This window comes from Gordonia neofelifaecis NRRL B-59395, assembly GCF_000192435.1.
Lineage (GTDB): Bacteria > Actinomycetota > Actinomycetes > Mycobacteriales > Mycobacteriaceae > Gordonia > Gordonia neofelifaecis.
In genome coordinates this window covers 20,695-44,193 of record NZ_AEUD01000012.1, presented here as the reverse complement: position 1 = coordinate 44,193, position 23,499 = coordinate 20,695, and the positions used below count along the sequence as shown (strand labels likewise).

Here is a 23,499-nt window from a genome sequence, read left to right as displayed (position 1 = left end):
TCGTGCGGACTCACCGCGGTCGGGGGCAAAATGGCAGACGTGACTGACACCGATCACGTCGTCGACACCGTCTACGGCCCGCTTCGGGGCACCAGCACTCCAACCGCCGACCTCTGGCTCGGCGTCGCGTACGCGGCGCGGCCGACCGGACCCCGGCGTTGGCTGCATGCGCAGCCGCCGCGGGAACGCACCGAGGTGGTCGACGCCCGCAACTATGCGCCGGTGTGTCCGCAGCCGGTGATGCAGGTGATCGATCTCGGCCCGGACGCCTTCGCCAACGAGGACTGCCTGTACTTGAATGTCGGGACGCCGCGCGGCGTCGCGGGCACCGAGAGCCGTCTTCCGGTGATGGTGTGGGTGCACGGCGGCGCCTACCTGTGCGGTGCCGGATCTCAGCCGCTGTACGACCCGGGCTCGCTGGTCCAGTCGTCGGTGACCAGGGGGACGCCGACCATCATCGTCACCCTGAACTACCGGATGGGCGCGTTCGGATTCACCGATCTGCGGCACCTGTCGTCCGGCGGCGAGACGTTCCAGGCCAACTGCGGTCTCTCCGACGTCCTCGCCGCACTCGGCTGGGTGCGCGACAACATCGAGCGGTTCGGCGGCGATCCCGGCAACGTGACGCTGTTCGGCGAATCCGCGGGCGCGGGCGTGGTCACGACGCTGCTGGCGTCTCCCGCGGCGAAGGGCCTGTTCCACAAGGCGATCGCCCAGAGCTCTCCCGCCACCACCGTCTACGACGCCGAGCGCGCGCAGCGCTACACGAACATGCTGCTCGCCGAGTTGCCGCCGGAATACGTGAAGAGCAGCGAACTGCGCCGGACACCCGCAGTGGACCTGGTGAACGCGTCGTCGGCGATCTTCAACCTGGTGCCCAACCGGTTCCCGGGCACCATCGCCTTCGCGCCGGTGGTCGACGGCGACCTGGTTCCGCTCGATCCGCTCGAGGCGATCGTGACCGGTGAGGCGCATCGGGTGCCCCTGCTCATCGGCACCAACCGGCACGAGACGTCCCTGTTCCGCTGGATGTCGACGCCGCTGCTGCCGGTCAAGGACCACGGGGTGGACGCGATGTTCACCCTGATCGGCGTCGAGCGGCCCGCGCTCCGGGTGCCGGAGGCCGACCACCTCGACTCGTCGTACCAGCACGTGCCGTCCGGAGTTCGCAGCATGGCGATCTCGCGGGACATCGGATTCCGGATGCCCGCGGTGTGGATCGCCGAGTCGCACGCACAGGTGGCGCCCGTCTATCTGTACCGATTCGACTGGGCCACACCGATTCTCCGCGTCCTGGGGTACGGCGCCGCGCATGCCACCGAGGTGCCGTACGTCTGGGGGAATCCGGCGTCGTCCAAACGCGATCCGATGTACGCTCTCGGCGGTCGGGCCACCGGGGAGAAGGTGCGGCACCGGATGCAGTACCGCTGGCTGGGTTTCGCCGCGGACGGCGATCCGAACACCGGTGAGGACGGCCACGCGGTGTGGGAGGCGTACGTTCCGCAGCGTCACAGCTCGCTGCTGATCGGCGGTACCGAGGACACCCCGGTGGAAGGCCTCGATGACAACATTCTGCGAGCGTGGGGAGATGAGGTGCTGAGCTTCCGATGACGGGTCCGGAGTACTTCCGTTCGGCGCGGCTGCACGACGGAGGGTTCGCGTACGGCGCCCAGGTGGCGCCGCATTCGCTCATCTACACCGCGGGTCTGTCACCGCTGGACCGGCACGGGGCGGTCGTGGCGGCGGGCGATCCGCTCGCGCAGGTCGATCGCGTGGTCGAATGCCTCGACGAGCTGCTCGACGAACGGGGCGCCGGGCGCGCCGACATCGTGAAGCTCACCGTCTACGTCGCCACGATCGACGGCGAGGTGCTCGGCGCGGTGTGGTTCGCACTCGATGCGATCTTCGACGGTGCGACGCCGCCGGCGATCGTGCTCGGGGTCTCGGCGCTGCCCTATCCGGGTCAGCGGGTCGAGCTCGAAGCGGTGGTCGCGCTGGGGGTTGAGCCTCGATGACCTTGCCGCATGTCTCCGACGACCAGCGTCGCGCACGGTTCCAGCGACGGCAGTTGCTCGACGGATCGGCCGGTCACGCGGTCACCGAAGTGGCGGACGCGGTGGTCGGACTGCATGCGACGGTGCCGTCGACCGTGCACCTGTCGGTCTGGGCACGCGGCGGCGCGCCGAGCCCCGACGCGGTCGAGGACGCGCTGTACGCCGACCGGTCGGTCGTGAAGCAGCTGGCGATGCGCCGGACACTGTTCGTGATGACGCGACCGGTGCTCGCCGATGCCGTCGGCGCCATCGGTCTGCGGGTGGCGGCGTCGGAGCGCACCAACATGCTGCGCGATCTTCGGCGCGACGACGGTCCCGCCGATCCGGAGGGCTGGATCGACCGCGGTCGTGCGGCGGTCCTCGCGCAGTTCGCGGACGGATCGTCCCGGTCGGCGTCCGAGCTGCGGAAGCTGCTGCCCGAGTTCGACATCGAGATCATGCGCGATGAGCACAAGTCGTACGGCGGCCCGTCTCCGATGCTGCCTCGGCTGCTGAACTATCTGGCCGCGCGAGGCGATGTGGTCCGCGGCGTCAATGCGGCCGACTGGCATCGGTCGCGGCCGACTTGGACGTCCATGGAGACCTGGCTCGGCGAGCCGCTGGCCCACGTCGAACCGCCGGTCGGACACGCGGAACTGATCGAGCGGTGGCTGCGGCAGTACGGGCCCGGAACCGAGACCGATCTCGTCTGGTGGCTCGGCACCACCAAGTCCGCGGTGCGCAAGGCGCTCGCCTCGCTGCCGGTCACCGAGGTGGAGCTGGACTCGGGCGCGGTCGGTTACCTCATGTCCGACGACCTGGCGCAGGTCGAGCCGGTGGAGCCCCGAGCGCTGCTTCTGGCCGGGCTCGATCCGACCACCATGGGCTGGAAGGAGCGCGACTTCTACCTGGGCGGTCACGGTCCGCAGTTGTTCGATCGCAACGGCAACGGCGGCCAGACCGCGTGGTGGGACGGGCGGATCGTCGGCGGGTGGGTGCTGGCCGACGACGGTGTTCGGGTCATCCCGCTCGAGGATCTGCCGGCCGACGCGTCGAGGGCGTTCGCCGAGCGGGCCGACGAGCTCTCGCACTGGTTGGGCGAGGACCGTCCGACCCCCGGATTCCCGTCGCCGTTGATGCGCGAGCACGGCTGACCGGGCGATCCTCAGCCGACGTCGAGGCGGGTCATCATTCCGGAGTCCATGTGGTATCCGTTGTGGCAGTGGAGCATCCACGCGCCGGGATTGTCGGCGACGAGGTCGACAGACACTGACGACCGGGGAAGCACGTTGACGGTGTCCTTGCGTGCGCCGGGCACGCCGTCGGCGCGGCGCAAGGCGAAGGTGTGGCCGTGCAGGTGCACGGGATGCCACATCGACGACTCGTTGACGAAGGTGAGGCGCACGGCCTGCCCCTGGGTCACGCGCATCGGGGTGACGTCCGGATAGCGCTGCCCGTTGATCGCCCAGTCGTAGGCCATCATCGACCCGGTCAGCCGAGCGGTCAGCTCCACGTCGGGGCGTTGGGCGGGCAGGGCGACCGAGTCGAGGGCGCGCAGACCGTACGCGGTGGTCACCGGCCCGGAGAGTTCGGCGGCCGCCTGTGCCGTGGTGACGTCGGTGTTCGGTGCCGTGGTCAGAACGGCCCGGGCCCGGCCGGACTTACCCTCCGGCTGTGCGATGAGCGGGAACGCGCCGTCGCCGACCGTGACGATCGCGTCGTACCGCTCGCCCATGCCGACGAGGACCGCCGCGGTCGGAGTCGGCACGATCGGGAAGCCGTCGGTGTGCGTGAGCGTCATGGTGTGTCCGCCGAGCGCGACGCGGAACGCGGTGTCGGCGGCGGCATTGATGATCCGGAGGCGGACCCGTTCGCCGGGCCGCGCGCGCATCACCGACGGGTCGGTCTCCACCCGCCCGTTGATCAAGTAGTGGGGGTAGGTGACGTCACCGGCGTCGCCGCCGAGCAGATCGCTCGAGTTCATGCCCATCCCGGCCATGTCTCCGGTGCTCATATCCATTCCGCCCATGTCCATTCCGCTGTGGTCCATGGAGCCGTGGCCACCGGTCGACCCGGCGGGTCGGAGACCTTCGAGGATCTGCTCGGGGCTCTTGCCGACGCCGCTGGTCCAGTCGTCGAGGACGACTGTCCACTCGGCGTCGTACCGGCCGGGGTCGGCCGGATCGTCGACGATCAGCGGCAGGTACAGGCCGTAATCGGTGTCCATGCCGACGTGCGGATGCGCCCAGTAGGTGCCCGGATGGGGGAGGGAGAAGCGGTAGGTGAAGTCGTCGCCGGAGGCGATGTCGGGCGTCGCGGGCGCGGCACCGTCCATGTCGTTGCGCAGGGCGATGCCGTGCCAGTGCATCGAGGTCGCCTTCGGAAGCCGATTCTCGACGTTCACCGAGAGCTCGTCGCCGACATCGGCGCGCAGTAGTGGGCCGGGGACCGATCCGTTGTACGCGAGTGTCCTCGCACGGACTCCGCCGCCGAGGTCGATCTCCGACTCGGCGGCTCTCAGTGTCGCCTCGACCGTGCGCCCGGTGTGCGGTCGTGCCCGTTCGGCGGCCGCGACGACACCGCGATCCGAAGTCGCGGCCGGCGGGCCGGCGGGCTCGGCCGTCCTGGTGCAGGCGGCGACGGTCGCAGCCCCGGTGAGGGCGACAGCAGTCAGGAAGGAGCGTCGGGTCACGGAGTCGACCGCCTTCGGCGTCGTAGGCGATGGAGCACCGGGCTTCGCAGTCATGGGTCCTCGTCTCGGGGGAGCAGCTGGTTCTCACCATGCCCGGACGAGATCAAGATGCTCGGTGCCGTTTCCTCAAGCTTCGGTGAAGACTCAAGCTTCGGTGAAGATCGGAGGGTGCGTCGTCGGTCGTCCCGACGCGCGCTTGTCGGGCGGGACCGTCGCTCACAGAACCCTCCCAGGCGTTTACCAGTCGAACCTCCGGAGGAGGGGGCAAGCTGAGGGCATGACCTCTGCTGACAAACCCGCCAAAGTCCTCGTCGTCGACGATGAGGAGAACATCAGGGAACTGTTGTCGGTGTCGCTGAAATTCCAGGGCTACGAAGTGGTCGCGGCCGCGGACGGGCCTCGCGCCCTCGACGTGGTCCGGACTTTCAAGCCCGACATCTTGGTACTCGACGTGATGATGCCGGGAATGGACGGCTTCGGTCTGCTGCGCAGACTGCGCGCCGACGGCATCGATGCACCGGCTCTGTTCCTCTCCGCACGGGACTCTGTGGAGGACAAGGTGAACGGACTGACCATCGGCGGCGACGACTACGTCACCAAGCCGTTCAGTCTGGAAGAGGTGGTGGCTCGACTGGCAGTCCTGCTGCGCCGCAGCGGCTTCGGGGTGGGCGACGAGGAGCCGACGCGGATCGTCTTCTCCGACCTCGAACTCGACGACGAGACGCACGAGGTCTTCAAGAACGGCGAACTGGTCTCGCTGTCGCCGACCGAGTTCACACTCCTGCGGTATTTCATGGTGAATGCGGGAACCGTCCTGTCGAAGCCCCGGATCCTCGACCATGTCTGGAGCTACGACTTCGGCGGCGACGTGAACGTCGTCGAATCGTACGTGTCGTACCTGCGCCGTAAGGTCGACACAGGTCCCAAGCGGCTCATCCACACCCTCCGCGGTGTGGGCTATGTGATGCGCGAACCGCGGGAGTGACCATGTCGAGTCCGTCCACCGCTCCGCCGCGGGCGCCCCAGCGGGCCCGCAGACGCGGCGTGCCGCTGCGCATCTCCCTGGTCTTCCTCACCGCGTTGCTGGTCGCGCTCGGGCTGGTCTTCTCCGGGCTGGCGGTCACCTCCGCGATGCGCGGCAACCTGATCTCCCGCACGGATGAGGGCCTGCAGGATGCGGTGAACGGGTGGGCGCGTCCGCGCGACATGTCCGACGATCACCGGACGGGTCCGCCCGGACCCAAGCGTCCGCCGTCGCAGTACTATGTCTCGACGACGCTGCCCGACGGAATGACGCTCACCATCAGCGACTTCACCTCGAGCCCCGACCTCAGTTCGCTGCCCGACGGCGACGCCTCGCCGGTGACGGTGAAGTCGGTCGACTCGGGTCCGCAGTGGCGGGTCATCAAGCGGCAGTCGGACTTCGGATCCACAATCGTCGCGATCCCGCTGACCGACGTGCAGGAGACGATGAACCGTCTCATCTGGCTGCAGGTCGGCATCGGAACGGTCGTCGTGATCGTCATCGGTGTGCTGAGCTATCTCTTGGTGCGGTCGAGTCTGCGGCCGCTGCGGCGGGTGGAGGAGACCGCGCACGCCATCGCCGGCGGCGACCTGCATCAGCGTGTCGCCGAGGCCCCGGCGAACACCGAGGTCGGGAGTCTGGGACGGTCGGTGAACGCGATGCTGACGCAGATTCAGTCGGCGTTCGCCGCAACCGCCCGTTCGGAACGGCAGGCGTGGCAGTCGGAGGAGAAGATGCGCCGCTTCGTGGCGGACGCGTCACACGAGCTCCGTACCCCGCTGACCTCGATCAAGGGGTTCTCGGAACTGATGGCGATGGGCGCCGTGGACTCCGACGACGCGGTGCGCCGCATCTCGTCGGAGGCTGATCGGATGAGTCTGCTCGTCGAGGATCTGCTGATGCTCGCCCGACTCGACGCACAGCGACCGCTGAGCCGCGGGGAGGTCGAGATGGTGCCGCTCGTCGAGGACGCGGTTGAGGCGGCGCGCGCCGGGTCGCCGGGCGCCGACATCGCGTTCGACGTCCCCGCACAGACCGGCGACCCGGTGATCTCCGGCGATCCGTCGCGACTGACCCAGGTGGTCCGCAATCTCGTCGGGAATGCAGTCGCCCACGCCGGTCCCGATGCGCACATCCAGGTGTCGGTCGAGTCCGCGCCCACCGAAGTCCGGGTGACCGTCGCCGACGACGGACCCGGCATGACGGCCGAGGATGCCGAGCACGTCTTCGAGCGCTTCTATCGCGGCGACGACTCCCGGCATCGCGACGTGCCGGGCGCGGGTAACGGGCTCGGACTGTCCATCGTGGCCGCGCTCGTCGACGCCCACGGCGGCCGCGTCGGCGTGGACACGGCACCGGGTGCCGGTGCGCGCTTCTGGTTCGTGCTCCCGCGCATCGACACCGCGGGCTTCGACGTGCCGGGCCAGCCGCCTGCGCCGGTCTGACCCTGGTCTTACACTCGGGACATGCCTTCGGTTTTCACGCACATCATCAACGGCGATCTGCCGGGCCGCTTCGTCTGGAAGGACGGCACCGCCGTCGGTTTCATGACCATCGCGCCGGTGACCCCGGGGCACGTGCTCGTGGTGCCACGCAAGGAGATCGACCACTGGGAGCAGATCGACACCCCGACGTTCACCCACATGACAGACGTCTCGCAGAAGATCGGTCGCGCGGTCAAGGACGCGTTCGACGCGCCGCGGATGGGTCTGCTGATCGCCGGCCTCGAGGTCCCGCACCTGCACATCCACGTGTTCCCGGCGCACTCGCTGGAGTCGTTCGACCTGACGAAGGCCGACCCGAATCCGTCGCCGGAATCCCTCGACGAGGCCGCCGAGAAGATCCGCACGAGCCTCCGTGCCCTCGGATACGGGGAGAACGTTCCAGACTGACTCTCGCGATGCCGTCCTCCGCGTCCCCGTCACCGCACCTGATGGACACATGGTCCACGGGCAGTCGTCACGGGGACGCGCAGGACACCAGGTCGAGGCAGTGCGACATAGGCCGCGGCTACGCCGTCTTGTGAATCACCAGCGGGAGGACGGCGGAGGCACCGGCGTCGCGGAGTGCCGCGGCGGCGAGGGTGACCGGCCATCCGGTGCCGGTCTCGTCGACGACCAGCAGCACTGTGCCGGCGGTCTGCGGCATCGGACCGAGATGCTCACGCCAGTACGCGGCCTCGTCGGCGCCGGTGGTCTCGCGTCCCGGGCGCGGTCCGGGGATCACTGACAGTGGTTCGCCGACGTCGCGGCGGCCGACCTCCCGTAGTCGGGCGGCGAGGACGGCGGCCAGCGATCCGCCGGTCAGGTCGAGCGAGTAGATGCCCTCGGCCCGGACCCCAGACGAGCGGGTCCACTGCGCGACGACGGTGACTGCGGCGTCGGCGAGCGCTCCGGTGGCGTCGGGATCACCGGCCTTCGCGGCATCGAGCACGTCTCGCCACTGCGGGGCGTCGGCGAACGCGAGAACCCGGCCGGGTTCGGCCATCGAGCCCGGCGGAATCCGGCCGCGGGTGCCGAAGGCGCCGCCCGGCCACATCTTGCGGGGCTCGAGGATCTCCGCGTCCCGGCGGAGCACGCCGCCCACCGTCGCGACGATGTCCGCGGCGGGCGCCTCCGCCAGACCCGGGGTGATCTCACCGCGGCACACCGAGCACTGACCGCAGTCTTGCGCTTGCGGATCGTCGAGGGACTCCGTCAGCAGCCGCATCAGGCACTTCTCGCCGCGAATGAACGATCGCATGATGTCGGCCTCGCGGCGTCGGACCGCCAGCACGCCCGCGTAGTGCTCGGCGTCGTACACCCACGGCTCGCCGGTGACCGACCAGCCCTCGCTGGACCGTTCGACCACGCCGTCGACCGCCAGCTGCTTGCACATGAGCTCCACCCGGCCGCGTCGAATACCGGTCGCCGACTCGAGACCCGGAACGGTCATCGGGCCGTCGGCCGCGCCCAGCGTCTCCAGCAGCCGATCCATGCGGGCCGGGTCGGGAATGGTGGCCGTGGCGAAGTGCTCCCAGATCGCGTCGTCGAGCTTGGACGCCAGCAGCATGACGACTGCCTCGTCGAGCGCGCGACCGGCACGACCCACCTGCTGGTAGTACGACACCGGCGACGGCGGCGCCCCGACGTGCACGACGAATCCGAGGTCGGGCTTGTCGAAGCCCATCCCGAGCGCCGAGGTCGCGATGAGGGCCTTGACGCGGCCGGCGAGGAGGTCGTCCTCCAGCCGGTGGCGTTCCTCGGCGGGTAGTCCGCCGGTGTACGCGGCGACGGGGAGGTCGTCGCCGTGCACGGCACGGATCGCCTGGACCAGCCGATCGGCGTCGGCGACCGTGAGGACATAGACGATGCCCGAACCGGGGAGCATCGGTAGTTCCTGCGCCACCCACGCATAGCGCTGCAGCGGCTCGAGCCCGTCGATCACGTTGAGATGCAGGGACTTCCGTGCCAGCGGGCCGCGGAGGACGAGGGTCGCGTCGCCGAGCTGCGCGGCGACGTCGGCGGTGACGCGCGCATTCGCCGTCGCGGTGGTCGCCAGCACCGAGGTCTGCGGGTTCAGGGTCTGCAGCACGTCGGACACGCGCCGGTAGTCGGGCCGGAAGTCGTGGCCCCAGTCGGAGATCGCGTGCGCTTCGTCGATGACGACCAGACCCAGCCTCCCGGCGAGGGCCTCAAGCACCCGCCTGCCGAATCCCGGGTTCGCCAAGCGCTCCGGCGACACCAGCAGGACGTCCAGCGAACCGTCGAGCAACTCCTGCTCAACACCTGCCCACTCGTCGATGTTCGCGGAATTGACTGTGGCGGCGCGTAATCCGCCGCGAGTCGCGGCCGCGACCTGATCGCGCATGAGGGACAGCAGCGGGGACACGATCAGGGTCGGGCCGCCGCCGGCGGCACGGATGACGGCGGTTGCGGCCCAGTAGACGGCCGACTTGCCCCAACCGGTGGCCTGGACGACGAGCACACGCGCCCCGGGCGAGGCGAGCGCGGCGACCGCCGTCTCCTGATCGGCGCGGAGCCGCGCGTCGGGTCCGGCCAGCGAGGTGATCACCTGATCGGCGATCTCGCGTTGCGCGGGGGCGAGCTGCTGCGGGGTCTCGGTGCTCATGTCGCCCAATCTATCTGTGCCGTCGGACGATCACGAGCGGGTCGTCCACAGGAAGATCGCCTTCATCCACAGGAATCCAGGGGTGATCCACAGAATGATCCACAGGACCGCAGCCATCCACAGCAGGCTCCCAGGACAGCCCCAGGGCTGCGGGAGCGTGGCCCGCGAGTCTCGTACCCATGACAGAAGTACTGAGCCGGGCCTCGGCGGAGAACGAAGCCGTGCCCGAGACGCCGGTTCTCGACGTGGTGATGCCGGTCTACAACGAAGAAGACGATCTGGAGCAGTCGGTGCGACGACTGCATCGGCACCTGAAGGACAACGTGCCGTACCCGGCGCGGATCACCGTGGCCGACAACGCGAGCACCGACTCGACCCTGGCGATCGCGCTGCGGCTGCAGGCCGAGATCCCCGGCGTGCGCGCGGTGCATCTGGACCTCAAGGGCCGCGGGCGCGCGCTCAACCACGTCTGGCGCGACAACGACGCGCAGATCGTCGCCTACTGCGACGTCGACCTGTCGACCGATCTCAACGCGCTGATGCCCCTCATCGCGCCGCTGATCTCGGGGCACTCCGACATCGCGATCGGAACGCGCCTGTCGCACTCGTCACGGGTGGTTCGGGGCGCGAAGCGGGAGTTCATCTCGCGGTCGTACAACCTGATCCTCCGGACGGCGATGCGCGCCCGGTTCTCCGACGCCCAGTGCGGATTCAAAGCCATGCGCACCGACGTCGCGCGCAGCCTGCTGCCGTACGTCGAGGACACCGGGTGGTTCTTCGACACCGAACTGCTCGTGCTCGCCGAGCGGGTCGGCCTCCGGATCGCCGAGGTACCGGTGGACTGGATCGACGACCCGGACAGCTCAGTCGACATCGTCGCGACGGCGGTCGCCGACCTGCGCGGCTGCGCCCGCGTGGCCTGGGCGCTCGGGAGGGGACGGATTCCGGTCGCGGAACTGCGCAAGACCCTGGGCCGGGACCGGCTGCCGGGCCCGGCCCTCGAGGGCGTTCCGCACGGGATGGTCGGCCAGCTCGTCCGCTTCTGCGCGGTCGGCGTGGCGTCGACGTTGGCCTTCGCGCTGCTCTATCTGGTGCTCCGGCCGCTCGGTGCGCAGGGCGCCAACTTCCTCGCGCTCGCGATCACGGCGGTCATGAACACCGCGGCGAACCGGCGGTTCACGTTCGGTGTGCGCGGAGCGGAAGGTCGTGGCCGCCACCACCTGTTCGGCTGGGGAGTCTTCCTCTTCGGCTGGGCGGTCACGGCCGGATCGCTGTTCGCGCTGCACCGCTGGCAGCCGGACGCCGGGCGCGGGCTGGAACTGACCGTCCTCGTCGTCTCGAACCTCGTCGCGACCGCGACGCGCTTCGTCGGACTGCGGTGGGTGTTCCGCCGCAAGCCGACGAGCTCAGACACCCTCATCACCACAGAACGGAGTGCCGCATGACTGCGACCGTCCTCGATCGGCCGCAACCGGCGGATCCCGAACCCGACCGAACCGATCGACCGGCGCGCGGACCCCTCTATCGGGGTCTGTCGCTGGGCGCACTGCTGATCGGCACCGCCGTCCTCTATCTCTGGAATCTGTCGATCAACGGCTGGGCCAACTCCTTCTACACGGCCGCGATCCAGGCCGGTTCGCAGTCGTGGAAGGCCTGGTTCTTCGGCTCGTCCGACATGGCGAACTCGATCACCGTCGACAAGCCGCCCGCCTCCCTGTGGATCCCGGGGCTGTCGGTGCGGATCTTCGGTCTCAACTCGTGGTCGGTGCTGGTACCCGAGGTGCTGATGGGCGTCGGATCGGTCGCCCTGCTGTACGTCATCACCCGGCGCTACTACGGCCACTGGGCTGCGATCGGCGCGGGCACGGTGCTCGCGCTGACCCCGGTCGCCGCGATGATGTTCCGCTTCGACAACCCCGAAGCGCTGCTGATCCTGCTGATGATCGCGGCGTGCGGCGCGGTGCTGCGGGCGATGGAGCCCGGCGCCGGGAGCTCCGCGAGCGGGCCGATGCAGCCCGGCGCGAAGAGCGTGTGGTGGATGGTCGCGGCGGGGTCCGCGGTCGGATTCGGATTCCTCACCAAGCAGCTCGAAGTCATGCTGATCGTCCCCGCGATGGCGCTGACCTACCTGGCCTTCGGTCCCGGCCGCTGGCTGCGCCGGATCGGGCACCTGTTCGCCTCGCTGGCCGCGCTCATCGTGAGCGCCGGCTGGTGGGTGCTGGCCGTCGAACTGTGGCCGGCGTCGAGTCGGCCGTACATCGGTGGCTCGCAGAACAATTCGATCCTGGAGCTGACCCTCGGCTATAACGGGCTCGGCCGCCTCGACGGTAATGAGCGGGGCAGCGTCGGCGGCCGTGGTGCGCACGAGATGTCCGGTGCCGCCGCCGAGATGTTCGGCCAGGGTGGACCGGGTGGTCCCGGCGGTGGCGGCATGTGGGGCTCGACCGGGATCCTGCGGATGTTCGAGCCCGCGCAGGGCGGTCAGATCGCGTGGCTCATCCCGTCGGCGCTGATCCTGGCGGTTGCGGCGTTCGTGCTGATCGGCAAGGCCCCGCGCACCGATCTGCGCCGGGCGCACCTGAGCATCTTCGGGCTGTGGATGTTGATCATGATCGGCACGTTCAGCTTCATGGCGGGCATCTTCCACAGTTATTACACCGCCGCGATCGCCCCGGCGCTGGCCGCCGTGATCGCCGGCGCGGCCGCGGTCTGCTGGCGTGAGCGCGAGAAGCTGTGGGTCCGGATCGTTTTGGCCGCCGCGACCTGGACGGCCGCGATCTGGGGGTTCGTCCTGCTGGATCGATCCCCGGACTTCGTCCCGTGGCTGCGGCAGGTGATGATCGTCGTCGGCATCGTCGCCGGTGTGCTCCTGCTGTTCGCACGAAGTGGTGTGCTCGCGATCGTCGCGGCCGGGGCGGCGATCGCGGCCGGTCTGGTCGGTCCGCTGGCCTACACGATCGACACGGTCACGACGGCGAAGCAGGGTTCCATCATCAGCGCCGGACCGCAGGTCGAGGGAGAGTTCGGTCCCGGCGGCATGGGCGGGCGGCATCGGATGAACGGTGCGTTCCCGGGTATGCCCGGCGGACCCGGTGCTCAGAACGGCACGCCCGGCGGACCGGGTCAGGGCTTCCCGGGCATGGGCGGACCGGGCACGAGCCAGAACGGCTTCCCCGGCATGGGTGGCCCCGGCAAGGGCGGATCGCCCGCCGGCGGACTGCTCAACGGTTCCACCCCGTCCGACGAGATGGTCGCGGTCCTGCGCGCCGACGCCGACGAGTACACGTGGGTCGCGGCGGCCATCGGCTCCAATGAGGCCTCCGGCTACCAGATCGCCAGTGGCTACTCGGTGATGCCGATCGGCGGCTTCAACGGCACCGACCCGTCGCCGACGCTTGCCCAGTTCAAGCAGTATGTCGCCGACGGCAAGATCCACTACTTCATCGCCGGCGGTCGTGGTGACCGCGGCGGTGAGGGCTTCGGTGGACCGGGCATGGGTGAGAGCGGCACGTCGTCGGAGATCAGTTCCTGGGTGAAGGCCAACTTCAACACCAGGACGGTCGACGGCGTCACGCTGTACGACCTGACGTCGCCGAAGAAGTAGTTTCGCAGCGCGGCCCAGAGGCTCCCGCACCGCTCCGGCGGCTGCGGGAGCCTCGTCGTCGCCGGTGCGTTCGCACTGTGCGCTCCGGCGGCGTCGGTCTACCCTCGTGCCGTGAGCATCTCGACGACGATTCGCCGAATGTCCGGCCGCGACCCCAGCGAGGAGGACCGCGCGGCCAGCAGCCTCGAGGTCTTCTACGACCTCGTATTCGTGGTCGCCTTCTCGATCGCGGGTGTCCAGCTCGCCGAGTACCTGGCCGACGGTCACTACCGCACCGCGATCATCGGCTACGGCATCGCGACGTTCGCCTCGGTGTGGGCGTGGATCAACTTCGCGTGGTTCTCCTCGGCCTTCGACACCGACGACTGGGTGTACCGGCTGCTGACCTTGCTGCAGATGATCGGCGTCGCGATCATCGCGATCGGGCTGCCGCCGGTGTTCTCATCGATCGACGCGAACGCCCATGTCGATCTGGCAGTGGTGGTGATCGGCTACCTGGTGATGCGGGCGGGGATGATCGTGCAGTGGCTGCGGGCCGCGGTCCAGGCACCCGACTACCGCGCGACGTGTCTGACGTACGCGGTGATGACCGCGGTCGCCCAGGTCGGCTGGGTGGTCGTCGCGATCGTGCCGTTGACACTGGCCCCGACGCTCATCGGCATTGCGGCATGCATGGTGGTCGAGCTGCTCGGACCGGCGATCGCCGAGACCCGCTTCGCCCGGACGCCGTGGCATCCGGGCCACATCGTGGAGCGCTATTCCACCCTCGTCGTCATCACCCTCGGCGAAGGCGTGGTCGGAACGGTGGCAGTTCTGCAGGCGATGATCGGCCGGTCGGGATGGAGCGTCGAGACCGCGGTGCTCGGGCTGGCGGCGATGGGCGTGACGTTTGCGATGTGGTGGCTGTACTTCCGGCTCGACGTCGGCCGACCGCTCGCCCAGCATCCGGAGAAGTGCTTCGTCTTCGGCTACGGAAGCATGCCGGTGGTCATCGGCTGCGCCGCGGTCGGTGCGGGGCTGCACGTGGTCGCCCTGTGGCTGGACGGCGAGGCACACGTCTCGGTGGCCGCGGTGTACGGCGCGGTGGCGATCCCGCTGGCACTGTTCTGCCTGGGAGCCGTCGGCATGTACTACTACCTCGCCGGGGTCGACGCGCTGCTCGTCCCGATGCTGGTCGCGGTGGCGGTTCCACTGGTCGTCGGAGGCCTGATGGCGATCGGCGGCGCCGGGCTCCTCTCCTCTGTGGTGGCCGGCTGCCTGGCGCCGGTGCTGGCATTGCTGGTGATCGCGTTCGGATCGCGGCGGTCGGACACGCCCGTCGCATGAAGTGGCGCGTTCACCCACTACGCTGAACTGCGTGCGCGTACTCGTGATCGGCTCGGGCGGCCGCGAACATGCCCTTCTCCTCGGACTGGACCGCGACCCGTCGGTGACGGAGCTGCATGCGGCTCCCGGCAATGCCGGCACGGGATCGGTGGCGACCAACCACCCGGTGGACGTCGCGTCGGCGGACGCCGTCGTCGCGTTGGCTCGGGAACTCGCCGCAGACCTGGTGGTGATCGGTCCGGAGGTCCCGCTGGTCCTCGGCGTCGCGGACGCGCTCCGCGAGGCCGGTTTCGACACCTTCGGTCCGAGCGCGCAGGCCGCGCAGATCGAGGGTTCCAAGGCGTTCGCCAAGGACGTGATGGCTGCCGCCGGAGTCCGGACGGCCCGCGCCGAGATCGTCGACAATCCAGCCGAGCTCGATGCGGCGCTCGACCGGTTCGGCCCCACCTGGGTGGTCAAGGACGACGGCCTGGCCGCGGGTAAGGGCGTCGTCGTGACTCCCGACCGCGCCGCCGCCCGCGCGCACGCCGCGGACTGCCTGGAGCATGGGCATCCGGTGCTGCTCGAGAGCTTCCTCGACGGACCCGAGGTGTCGCTGTTCTGCCTGGTCGACGGGGAGACCGTCGTTCCGCTGCTGCCGGCCCAGGATCACAAGCGAGTCGGCGACGGCGACGCCGGCCCGAACACCGGCGGCATGGGCGCGTACACCCCGCTGCCGTGGCTCCCGGCGGCGATGGTCGACCGGATCGTCGACGAGGTGTGCAAGCCCGTGGCAGCGGAGTTGGTCAATCGGGGGACCCCGTTCTCCGGCCTGCTGTACGCGGGCCTGGCGATCGGCGCAGAGGGCCCAGCCGTCGTCGAGTTCAACTGCCGCTTCGGCGACCCGGAGACGCAGGCGGTGCTCGACATGCTGGAGTCGCCGCTCGGTGAAGCGCTCGCCGCCACGGCCCGCGGCACTCTCGCCGACTTGCCGCCGCTGCGCTGGCACGACGGCGCCGCGGTGGTCGTGGTGCTCGCGGCCGAGAACTACCCCGGTCGGCCGCGGACGGGCGATCCGATCACGGGCGCGAACGCCGAGGGCGTCCTCCACGCGGGCACCGCGGTGGGAGCCGCCGGCGAGGTGCTGTCCGCCGGCGGCCGCGTGCTGTCGGTCGTCGGACGCGGTGCGGACCTGAAGGCCGCTCGAGCGCAGGCCTACGACCGCCTCGGCCAGGTCAAACTCGCCGGTTCGCACTTCCGCACCGACATCGGCAAGGCCGCCGAGGACGGGCGCATCTCGCTGTAGCCGGCGGCGCCCGCCCAGAGAACAGCAGTGTTCCGCGTGACCACCTGGTGGTCACGCGGAACACTGCTGTCGCGGTCATTCAGCTGACCGACCCGAGGTCACGCGCTCCGGCGTCTCACCGATCTAACCGACGAGGTCGGGAGGATTCGAGGGAGGCGAAGATGAGGATCGGAGATTCGGCACGGGTGCTCGCTGCGATGGCGGTCGTCGGGCTCTTGCTCGGCGCGTGTTCGACTTCAGAAGGCGACCCCGTCGCGGAGCAGTCCACGACTGCGACCCGAGGGCGGCCGTCCGCGACAGTGCCGCCGCGGCCGGACGATACCGCACCACCGGCGGAGACCGCGCCGGCGGAGGTCACGGCGGTCGAACCAGGTGGACCCGATGCCGGTGCTCCCCGAACGGCGCCGGCGTCGAACACGGAGGCGCCTCGGCCGGGCAGCGGGCACGGACTGTGCTTCGATCTGAACTCGAAGTTGGCGGCCGATGCGATCGCGACACTGGGCGCCGATTCGAACGGCGGCTCGTGGCAGCCGTACAGGGCGAGCAATCATCCACTCTCCGACGGCTGCGGGTTGGACTGGATGCAAGTCAACGGCTCCGGGTTCAACGACGCGACGTACACCTCGCGGGTGTTGCTGTTCGCCGCCGGCGAGTTCTTGGGAACCGTTGAGCCGCACGAGTACTCGTACACGTCGATCGCCGGGGACACGCTGGATTCGGTGACCGTCCGCTATCGATGGCTGCGGCCCGACGACCCGTTCTGCTGTCCGCAGGGCGGTCCGACCGATGTCACGGCGACCCTGTCCGGCGGTGCGGTGGTGCGCAGCGGTCAGTTCCCGCCCGCGACATAGTCGGAAACAACCGGGCTCAGCGAGCCAGATTGCGACCGAGGAACTCCACCTGGTCGGGCAGTACCGACCGCCAGAAGCGGTTGGTGTGACCGCCGGGGGTGGTCGAGAATGCGGCGGGCGGATGCAGGTCGGCGGCCCACTGCCTGGTGTAGGTGTAGAACTGGTCGGCCATGCCGATGGAGATCATCACCGGGATCTTGCTGAACGCATGCTGCTGACCGAACAGCGAGTTCGCCTGGTAGTCGGCGTAGGAGTCGAAGGCGCGCGGCGGGAAGTTGTTCGGGTCCGCCCACATCGCGGGCGAGCTGACCGCGATCGCGGCGACGCGCGGAGCACCGACGAGCGCGCCCAGTCGCAGCGCGCCGTACCCGCCCATCGACCAGCCGTAGAGGCCGATCCGGTCCGTTCGGAGGTCCAGTCGCGGATCGCCGTCGAGCATCGGGATGAACTCGTCGAGGATCATGGCGGCGCCGTCGGCGCCGTCGGTCCGGGCATGGAAGTAGTTGCGCCCGACGTCGACGCTGGCGACGGCGAACGGCGGGTTTCCGGCGTTCACGTACTGCTGCACGACGCCCTGGATGTTGAGCTGCTTGCCGAAGATGCTGCTCTCATCGGTATTGAGGGCGTGGGCGACGATCACGACCGGCAGTTCGCCGGTGACTCCGTTGGGACGACTGACCGCCCAGCGGGTCGGCCGCCCCGCCATCTTCGTCGAGACGAAGCTGCCGGTGATCACCGGTGGATCGGTGGGGATCTCCGGGGGCGCGGTCTGGACGGGGAGCCGGTCGTCGCCGCCGATGTTCGCGGCGTCCTTGGGGACCAGCGGGTCCGGCTTGCTGCAGGAGACGGCACCGCCGAGCGCGGCGAGGCCGACGACCCCGGCGAGCATTGCCCGCCGGGACACCGGACGCCGCGACGTCGCCGGATGATCGGCGGCCGTCGCGGCGTCGTCGGTGGAGGGATCACTGGAAGCCATCTCGGGTAGCGAGTCTACCGGGTGCGACGCAGGCGCCGCGCTGCGAGAGACCGTCGCGACCCGCGGTCGTCAGCGGCCGGCCAGGCGGGGGTCCGGGCAGGTGCAACGCTGCTCGGCGGGTACCGGCGCCATGACGTCGGCGACGTGTTCGCCGCAGCCGTCCCAGGTGATCTTTCCGCACTGGTTGCAGGTGACGGGGAAACACATGTCGGGGTCCTTCTGTCGATCGGGAGCGGGAGGGGTGTTCAGGAATCGGATGACAGCGAGGTCACCGCTGCGGTGAGCTTGGCGGTCGCCTCGTCGGCGACCGCGACCAGGTCGGGGTTGTCGACGACGGTCACCATCAGCTGCGGGTTCATCGCCTCGACGATGGTACGGCCCGGCGCCGTCGTGTCCGCCCGGACGACGACGTTGCAGGGGAGCAGCAGGCCGATCTGGCGTTCGGCGGTCACCGCGCTGTGCGCGAGCGGCGGATTGCAGGCGCCGAGGATGACGTAGTCCTCGATCTCGGCGCCGATCTTGGTCTTGAGCGTGGCGGCCATGTCGATCTCGGTGAGGACGCCGAAGCCCTGGGCGGCCAGGGCCTCTCGGGTGCGTGCAACGGTCTCGTCGAGGGGCGCGTCGACGGTGGTCGCGATGGCGAGGTTCATCTCGTCTCCTTTTCGGTGGGGTCGGCTGTCGGGGAGGCTCAGGCGAGGGTGAGGAAGAGCTTCTCGAGCGTCTCGAGGTCGGGGCCCTCGTCGTTCGGTGCGGTGAGGCATTCGCGCAGGTTGGTCGTGATGATCTTGAATCCTGCGCGGTCCAGTGCACGCGAGACGGCGGCGAGCTGGGTGACCACGTCCTTGCAGTCGCGGCCGTCCTCGATCATGGCGATCACGCCACCGAGCTGTCCCTGCGCGCGGCGCAGCCGGTTCAGCACTGCGGTGGTCGATTCGGCGTCGGTCTGCATGTGGGTCCTCCTTCTGAAACGGACAGGGCCCACTATACCCCGAGGGGTATAATTGGTCCATCGGTCGGTGTTCGGTGACGACCCGGTACGGCGGGCGCGGCGTTGAGCCCGCTTCGCGCGTTCAACGCCGCCGCGACCATGCAATAGACTGGCCGACGTGGGTAAACCTGCCATCAGCAATGTCCTGGCCAATCGCTACGCTTCCGCCGATCTCGCCGAGATCTGGTCGCCGCAGCACAAGATCGTCCTGGAGCGGCAGCTCTGGGTAGCGGTGATGAAAGCGCAGCGCGACCTCGGGATCGACGTCCCGTCCGAGGCCATCGCCGACTACGAGCGGGTGATCGACACCGTCGACCTCGGTTCGATCGCCGACCGTGAACGGGTCACCCGCCACGATGTGAAGGCGCGGATCGAGGAGTTCAACGACCTCGCCGGGCACGAGCAGATCCACAAGGGCATGACCAGCCGCGACCTCACCGAGAACGTCGAGCAGCTCCAGGTGCTCCTCTCGCTGAACCACGTCCGCACGCACGGCATCGCCACGCTCGCCCGCATCACCGAACGGGCCGCGCAGTACTCGGCCGTCGTCATGGCCGGCCGCAGCCACAACGTCGCCGCGCAGGCCACCACGCTCGGCAAGCGTTTCGCGAGCGCTGCCGACGAGCTGATGGTGGCACTGACCCGCGTCGACGAGCTGATCGCCCGCTATCCGCTCCGCGGCATCAAGGGGCCGATGGGCACCAGTCAGGACATGCTCGACCTCCTCGACGGGGACGCGGACAAGCTGGCGCAGCTCGAGTCGAAGGTCGCGCAGCATCTGGGCTTCGCGAACTCGTTCACGTCGGTCGGGCAGGTGTACCCGCGATCGCTCGACTACGACGTCGTCTCGGCGCTGGTCCAGGTCGCCGCCGGACCGTCGTCGCTCGCCACCACCATCCGGCTGATGGCCGGGCACGAGCTCGTCACCGAGGGCTTCCAGCCCGGTCAGGTCGGCAGCTCGGCGATGCCGCACAAGATGAACACCCGCAGCTGCGAGCGCGTCAACGGCCTCACCGTGATCCTGCGCGGCTACGCCTCGATGACCGGCGAGCTCGCGGGCAATCAGTGGAACGAGGGCGACGTGTTCTGCTCGGTGGTCCGCCGCGTCGCGCTGCCGGACGCCTTCTTCGCGATCGACGGACTCATGGAGACCTTCCTGACCGTCCTCGCCGAGTTCGGCGCCTACCCCGAGGTGATCGCGAACGAGCTCGACCGCTACCTGCCGTTCCTGGCCACCACCAAGGTGCTGATGGCGTCGGTGCGCGCGGGCGTCGGCCGCGAGACCGCCCACGAGGCGATCAAGGAGAACGCCGTCGCGGTCGCGCTGGCGATGCGCGAGGAGGGTCGCGAGCCCGACCTGCTCGACCGGCTGGCCGCCGACGACCGGATCCCGCTCGACCGCGCCGGGCTCGACGCGCTGATCGCCGACAAGTCGGCGTTCGTCGGTGCAGCCCAGGCCCAGGTCGCCCAGGTGATCGCCCAGGCGGCCGAATGGATCGACGCGAACCCCGAGGCCGCGGCGTACGCGCCGGCCCCGATCCTCTAGGAGCAGACACACATGCGCCCCACCCTCGCCGACTACCGTCATGTCGCCTCCGGCAAGGTCCGCGACATCTACGAGATCGACGACGCCACCCTGTTGCTGGTCACCTCCGATCGCATCTCGGCGTACGACTTCATCCTCGAGACGCCGATCCCGGACAAGGGCCGGATCCTCACGGCGGCCAGCTTCTTCTGGTTCGACGTGCTCGGCGTGCCGAACCACCTCGACGGCGGTCCGACCGATGAGCGCATCCCGGCGGATCTCGTCGGCCGCTCGATGGTCGTCAAGAAGCTGCCGATGGTGCAGGTGGAGTGCGTCGCTCGCGGCTATCTGACCGGTTCGGGCCTCGTCGACTACAACGCGACGGGCGCCGTCTGCGGTGTGGAGCTGCCTGCCGGACTCGGCGAGGCCGACAAGCTGCCCGAGCCGATCTTCACCCCCGCGACCAAGGCCGCGGTTGGCGATCACGACGAGAATGTCAGCTTCGAGCAGGTGGCGCAGACAGTCGGCGCCGACCTGGCCGCCGCGCTGCGCGACGCCACCCTCGACATCTACGGCCGCGGTTCCGACCTCGCCGCCGAGCGCGGAATCATCCTCGCGGACACCAAGTTCGAGTTCGGTCAGGCCCCCGACGGCTCGCTGGTGCTCGCCGACGAGGTGCTGACGCCGGACTCGTCGCGTTACTGGGACGCCGCGACGTATGCGCCGGGCGAGGTGCAGCCCAGCTTCGACAAGCAGATCGTTCGGAACTGGCTGACCGGCCCGGACTCCGGGTGGGACCGCAAGGGTGAGGAGCAGCCGCCCGCATTGCCCGCCGACGTCGTCGAACGGACACGTGCGCGCTACATCGAGGCGTACGAACGCATCTCGCAGCTGAGCTTCGCCGACTGGCCGGACGCACAGCATGGCTGATCGTGTGAGCCCGCCCGTCGCCAAGAAGGTGCCGACCGAGCGCGTCCACCACGGCGACGTCGTCGTCGACGAGTACGAATGGCTCCGCGACAAGGACGACCCCGAGGTCATCGCGTACCTCGAGGGACAGAACGCGTTCGTCGAGCAGGAGACCGCGCACCTGGCCCAACTGCGCAGCGACATCTTCGGCGAGATCAAGTCCCGGGTCCAGGAGACCGACATGAGCGTGCCGACGCGCAGCGGACGGTACTGGTACTACACGCGCACCACCGAGGGGCTCGCGTACGCGGTGCGCTGCCGCTGCCCGATCTCCGCCGACGACGACTGGACCCCGCCCGAGGTGACCCCGGGCGTCGAATTGCCCGGCGAGCAGGTGTTCTTCGACGCCAACGCCGAAGCCGAAGGGCACGACTTCTTCGGTCTGGGGGCCATGTCGGTCAGCCACGACGGCGACTGGCTGGCCTACAGCACCGACGTCAAGGGCGACGAGCGGTACACCCTCCGCATCAAGAACCTCGTGACCGGCGAACTGCTGTCGGACGTGATCGAAGGCGTGTCCGCCGGTGCGGTGTGGTCGCTCGATGCGCGGTACGTCTTCTACTCGACGGTCGACGACGCCTGGCGGCCCGACACCGTCTGGCGTCACGAGGTCGGTTCCGCCGAGCCCGATGTCAAGGTCTTCCACGAGCCCGACGAACGCTACTGGGTCGGCATGGGAACGACTCAGAGCGACGAGTACCTGGTGATCGGCGTCGGCTCGAAGGTGACGTCGGAGGCACTCGTGCTCCGCGCCGACGACCCCACCGGCGAGTTCGTCAGCGTCGCCGGTCGTACCGAGGGCGTCGAGTACTCGGTCGAGCACGCGCGGATCGATGGCCGCGACTGGTTCGTCATGGTGCACAACGGTGAACAGGCCGGCGGTGAACGGGCCGGCGGTGAGAAGGCCGTCGACTTCGCCGTCGACATCGTGCCGGTCGATGACTTCGGCGCCCGTCGCGAGCTGATCGCTCACCGCCCGGGCCGCCGGGTGGAGGACGTGGACTGCTTCCGCGACTACCTCGTGCTGTCGTACCGGGCGGACGCGCTGCCCCGGATCGCGATCGCGGATCTGCGACGGATCGACGGTGTTCCGGTCTCCGACGACTTCGTCGAAGTCACTTTCGACCAGGAGCTGCGGTCGGCGGGCCTCGGCGCCAACGCGGAGTGGGACACGCCCAAACTGCGGATCGGCTATGGCAGTTTCGTCGACCCTTCCGAGGTGATCGACCTCGACGTCGCGACCGGTGAACGGACGCTGCTGCGTCGTCAGCCGGTTCTCGGCGGTTATGACCCGGAGCAGTACACCGCGGTCCGCGAATGGGCTGTGGCCGCCGACGGCACCCGCGTTCCGGTGTCGCTGGTGTTCCGCCGTGACCTGGACCGGTCGACGCCCGCGCCGATGCTGCTGTACGGCTACGGCTCCTACGAGACCTGCCTCGACCCCGGTTTCTCGGTGGCGCGACTGTCGATGCTCGACCGCGGCGTCGTGATGGCGTTCGCCCACATCCGCGGCGGCGGTGAGATGGGCCGGATGTGGTACGAGAACGGCAGGACGCTCACCAAGAAGAACACCTTCACCGACTTCGTCGACGTCGCACGACATCTCATCGACACCGGCTGGACTTCGCCGGAGCATCTCGTCGCCGAGGGCGGCAGTGCCGGTGGTCTCCTCGTCGGCGCCGTGGTGAACCTCGCGCCGGAGCTGTTCAACGGGATCTTGGCCGCAGTGCCGTTCGTCGACGCGCTCACCTCGATCCTCGATCCGTCGCTGCCGTTGACGGTGATCGAGTGGGACGAGTGGGGAGACCCGCTGCATGATCCCGAGGTCTACGCGTACATGAAGTCGTACTCGCCCTATGAGAACGTGCGACCGCGTGCGTACCCGGCGATCCTCGCCGAGAACTCGCTCCACGACACCCGGGTGCTCTTCGTCGAAGCCGCGAAATGGGTTGCGCGACTGCAGGAGAACACCACCTCCGGCAATCCGGTGCTGCTCAAGACCGAGATGTCGGCAGGCCACGGCGGAGTCTCGGGTCGCTACAAGCAGTGGGAGGAGACCGCGTTCGAGCTGGCGTGGATCCTGCAGCAGTCGGGCGCGCTGACGAACTGACCGCGT

At 69.3% G+C, this 23,499-nt stretch carries 20 protein-coding genes; 14 read left to right on the top strand and 6 right to left on the bottom strand.

Annotated features, from left to right (window positions below; genetic code table 11):
* Window positions 1-30 precede the first annotated feature (30 nt).
* The 3 genes from SCNU_RS13650 to SCNU_RS13640 are packed head-to-tail and all read left to right on the top strand — an operon-like array spanning window position 31 to window position 3,187.
* Window positions 31-1,611: a carboxylesterase/lipase family protein gene (locus SCNU_RS13650; RefSeq protein WP_009679969.1), complete on the top strand. Its 1,581-nt coding sequence runs from the start codon at window positions 31-33 to the stop codon at window positions 1,609-1,611.
* Entirely contained in the window at window positions 1,608-2,015 is a 408-nt protein-coding gene (locus tag SCNU_RS13645; RefSeq protein ID WP_009679968.1) for a RidA family protein, read from the top strand. Before SCNU_RS13650 ends, SCNU_RS13645 begins: the two co-directional genes overlap by 4 nt.
* Window positions 2,012-3,187, top strand: a complete 1,176-nt coding sequence (locus SCNU_RS13640; RefSeq protein ID WP_009679967.1) for a winged helix DNA-binding domain-containing protein — start codon at window positions 2,012-2,014, stop codon at window positions 3,185-3,187. The genes SCNU_RS13645 and SCNU_RS13640 overlap by 4 nt, the downstream gene beginning before the upstream one ends.
* 11 nt (window positions 3,188-3,198) lie before the next feature.
* Here SCNU_RS13640 and SCNU_RS13635 read toward each other — a convergent pair whose 3' ends face one another.
* Entirely contained in the window at window positions 3,199-4,779 is a 1,581-nt protein-coding gene (locus SCNU_RS13635) for a multicopper oxidase family protein (protein ID WP_009679966.1), read from the bottom strand.
* A gap of 223 nt (window positions 4,780-5,002) precedes the next feature.
* On the opposite strand from SCNU_RS13635, the gene SCNU_RS13630 reads away from it, so the two are divergent.
* Genes SCNU_RS13630 through SCNU_RS13620 form a run of 3 tightly spaced genes read left to right on the top strand, consistent with a single transcriptional unit; the run spans window position 5,003 to window position 7,641 of the window.
* A complete protein-coding gene (locus tag SCNU_RS13630) occupies window positions 5,003-5,710 on the top strand; it encodes a response regulator transcription factor (RefSeq protein WP_009679965.1) in 708 nt (235 codons plus the stop codon).
* 2 nt (window positions 5,711-5,712) lie between these two features.
* Entirely contained in the window at window positions 5,713-7,194 is a 1,482-nt protein-coding gene (locus SCNU_RS13625) for a sensor histidine kinase (RefSeq protein ID WP_050792829.1), read from the top strand.
* 21 nt (window positions 7,195-7,215) lie between these two features.
* Window positions 7,216-7,641, top strand: a complete 426-nt coding sequence (locus SCNU_RS13620; RefSeq protein WP_009679963.1) for an HIT family protein — start codon at window positions 7,216-7,218, stop codon at window positions 7,639-7,641.
* 118 nt (window positions 7,642-7,759) lie between these two features.
* Here SCNU_RS13620 and SCNU_RS13615 read toward each other — a convergent pair whose 3' ends face one another.
* Window positions 7,760-9,859: a RecQ family ATP-dependent DNA helicase gene (locus SCNU_RS13615; RefSeq protein WP_009679962.1), complete on the bottom strand. Its 2,100-nt coding sequence runs from the start codon at window positions 9,857-9,859 to the stop codon at window positions 7,760-7,762.
* A 179-nt stretch (window positions 9,860-10,038) separates the two neighbouring features.
* Between SCNU_RS13615 and SCNU_RS13610 the strand changes: the two genes are divergently transcribed.
* From SCNU_RS13610 to SCNU_RS13590, 5 genes are all read left to right on the top strand, one after another.
* Window positions 10,039-11,304 carry a bifunctional glycosyltransferase family 2/GtrA family protein gene (locus tag SCNU_RS13610; RefSeq protein WP_040518461.1) on the top strand — a complete coding sequence of 422 codons (1,266 nt, stop codon included), beginning with the start codon at window positions 10,039-10,041 and terminating at the stop codon, window positions 11,302-11,304.
* Window positions 11,301-13,463, top strand: coding sequence for an ArnT family glycosyltransferase (locus tag SCNU_RS13605; RefSeq protein ID WP_009679960.1), 2,163 nt, complete (start codon window positions 11,301-11,303; stop codon window positions 13,461-13,463). Before SCNU_RS13610 ends, SCNU_RS13605 begins: the two co-directional genes overlap by 4 nt.
* A gap of 111 nt (window positions 13,464-13,574) precedes the next feature.
* The gene (locus SCNU_RS13600; protein ID WP_238526446.1) at window positions 13,575-14,789 is read left to right on the top strand and encodes a low temperature requirement protein A; all 1,215 of its coding nucleotides are present in this window, start codon (window positions 13,575-13,577) and stop codon (window positions 14,787-14,789) included.
* A gap of 31 nt (window positions 14,790-14,820) precedes the next feature.
* Complete coding sequence (gene purD / locus SCNU_RS13595) at window positions 14,821-16,074, top strand: phosphoribosylamine--glycine ligase (RefSeq protein ID WP_009679958.1); 1,254 nt, start codon at window positions 14,821-14,823, stop codon at window positions 16,072-16,074.
* 161 nt (window positions 16,075-16,235) lie between these two features.
* Window positions 16,236-16,925 (top strand): LppP/LprE family lipoprotein, encoded by a 690-nt coding sequence (locus tag SCNU_RS13590; protein ID WP_009679957.1) that lies wholly within the window; start codon window positions 16,236-16,238, stop codon window positions 16,923-16,925.
* 16 nt (window positions 16,926-16,941) lie between these two features.
* Here the strand turns inward: SCNU_RS13590 and SCNU_RS13585 are convergent, their stop codons facing one another.
* The 4 genes from SCNU_RS13585 to SCNU_RS13575 form a co-directional block, all read right to left on the bottom strand.
* On the bottom strand, window positions 16,942-17,901 hold the full coding sequence (locus SCNU_RS13585; RefSeq protein WP_009679956.1) for an alpha/beta hydrolase: 960 nt from the start codon (window positions 17,899-17,901) through the stop codon (window positions 16,942-16,944).
* A gap of 69 nt (window positions 17,902-17,970) precedes the next feature.
* Window positions 17,971-18,108, bottom strand: a complete 138-nt coding sequence (locus tag SCNU_RS20645) for a hypothetical protein (protein WP_009679955.1) — start codon at window positions 18,106-18,108, stop codon at window positions 17,971-17,973.
* A 38-nt stretch (window positions 18,109-18,146) separates the two neighbouring features.
* Entirely contained in the window at window positions 18,147-18,551 is a 405-nt protein-coding gene (locus SCNU_RS13580) for a DUF302 domain-containing protein (RefSeq protein ID WP_009679954.1), read from the bottom strand.
* Window positions 18,552-18,589: 38 nt separating this feature from the next.
* Entirely contained in the window at window positions 18,590-18,850 is a 261-nt protein-coding gene (locus tag SCNU_RS13575; protein WP_009679953.1) for a metal-sensitive transcriptional regulator, read from the bottom strand.
* A 157-nt stretch (window positions 18,851-19,007) separates the two neighbouring features.
* On the opposite strand from SCNU_RS13575, the gene purB reads away from it, so the two are divergent.
* Genes purB through SCNU_RS13560 form a run of 3 tightly spaced genes read left to right on the top strand, consistent with a single transcriptional unit; the run spans window position 19,008 to window position 23,493 of the window.
* Window positions 19,008-20,435 (top strand): adenylosuccinate lyase, encoded by a 1,428-nt coding sequence (gene purB, locus SCNU_RS13570; RefSeq protein WP_009679952.1) that lies wholly within the window; start codon window positions 19,008-19,010, stop codon window positions 20,433-20,435.
* A 12-nt stretch (window positions 20,436-20,447) separates the two neighbouring features.
* A complete protein-coding gene (locus SCNU_RS13565) occupies window positions 20,448-21,344 on the top strand; it encodes a phosphoribosylaminoimidazolesuccinocarboxamide synthase (protein WP_009679951.1) in 897 nt (298 codons plus the stop codon).
* The gene (locus SCNU_RS13560) at window positions 21,337-23,493 is read left to right on the top strand and encodes a S9 family peptidase (protein ID WP_009679950.1); all 2,157 of its coding nucleotides are present in this window, start codon (window positions 21,337-21,339) and stop codon (window positions 23,491-23,493) included. Before SCNU_RS13565 ends, SCNU_RS13560 begins: the two co-directional genes overlap by 8 nt.
* The last annotated feature ends 6 nt before the right edge of the window (window positions 23,494-23,499 follow it).

What these genes read in the sequence shown, in the direction of transcription:
- SCNU_RS13650 (WP_009679969.1), top strand. Translation starts at nt 31, where the DNA reads ATGGCAGACGTGACTGACACCGATCACGTCGTCGACACCGTCTACGGC.
- SCNU_RS13645 (WP_009679968.1), top strand. Translation starts at nt 1,608, where the DNA reads ATGACGGGTCCGGAGTACTTCCGTTCGGCGCGGCTGCACGACGGAGGG.
- SCNU_RS13640 (WP_009679967.1), top strand. Translation starts at nt 2,012, where the DNA reads ATGACCTTGCCGCATGTCTCCGACGACCAGCGTCGCGCACGGTTCCAG.
- SCNU_RS13635 (WP_009679966.1), bottom strand. Translation starts at nt 4,779, where the DNA reads ATGACTGCGAAGCCCGGTGCTCCATCGCCTACGACGCCGAAGGCGGTC.
- SCNU_RS13630 (WP_009679965.1), top strand. Translation starts at nt 5,003, where the DNA reads ATGACCTCTGCTGACAAACCCGCCAAAGTCCTCGTCGTCGACGATGAG.
- SCNU_RS13625 (WP_050792829.1), top strand. Translation starts at nt 5,713, where the DNA reads ATGTCGAGTCCGTCCACCGCTCCGCCGCGGGCGCCCCAGCGGGCCCGC.
- SCNU_RS13620 (WP_009679963.1), top strand. Translation starts at nt 7,216, where the DNA reads ATGCCTTCGGTTTTCACGCACATCATCAACGGCGATCTGCCGGGCCGC.
- SCNU_RS13615 (WP_009679962.1), bottom strand. Translation starts at nt 9,859, where the DNA reads ATGAGCACCGAGACCCCGCAGCAGCTCGCCCCCGCGCAACGCGAGATC.
- SCNU_RS13610 (WP_040518461.1), top strand. Translation starts at nt 10,039, where the DNA reads ATGACAGAAGTACTGAGCCGGGCCTCGGCGGAGAACGAAGCCGTGCCC.
- SCNU_RS13605 (WP_009679960.1), top strand. Translation starts at nt 11,301, where the DNA reads ATGACTGCGACCGTCCTCGATCGGCCGCAACCGGCGGATCCCGAACCC.
- SCNU_RS13590 (WP_009679957.1), top strand. Translation starts at nt 16,236, where the DNA reads ATGAGGATCGGAGATTCGGCACGGGTGCTCGCTGCGATGGCGGTCGTC.
- SCNU_RS13585 (WP_009679956.1), bottom strand. Translation starts at nt 17,901, where the DNA reads ATGGCTTCCAGTGATCCCTCCACCGACGACGCCGCGACGGCCGCCGAT.
- SCNU_RS20645 (WP_009679955.1), bottom strand. Translation starts at nt 18,108, where the DNA reads ATGTGTTTCCCCGTCACCTGCAACCAGTGCGGAAAGATCACCTGGGAC.
- SCNU_RS13580 (WP_009679954.1), bottom strand. Translation starts at nt 18,551, where the DNA reads ATGAACCTCGCCATCGCGACCACCGTCGACGCGCCCCTCGACGAGACC.
- SCNU_RS13575 (WP_009679953.1), bottom strand. Translation starts at nt 18,850, where the DNA reads ATGCAGACCGACGCCGAATCGACCACCGCAGTGCTGAACCGGCTGCGC.
- SCNU_RS13565 (WP_009679951.1), top strand. Translation starts at nt 20,448, where the DNA reads ATGCGCCCCACCCTCGCCGACTACCGTCATGTCGCCTCCGGCAAGGTC.
- SCNU_RS13560 (WP_009679950.1), top strand. Translation starts at nt 21,337, where the DNA reads ATGGCTGATCGTGTGAGCCCGCCCGTCGCCAAGAAGGTGCCGACCGAG.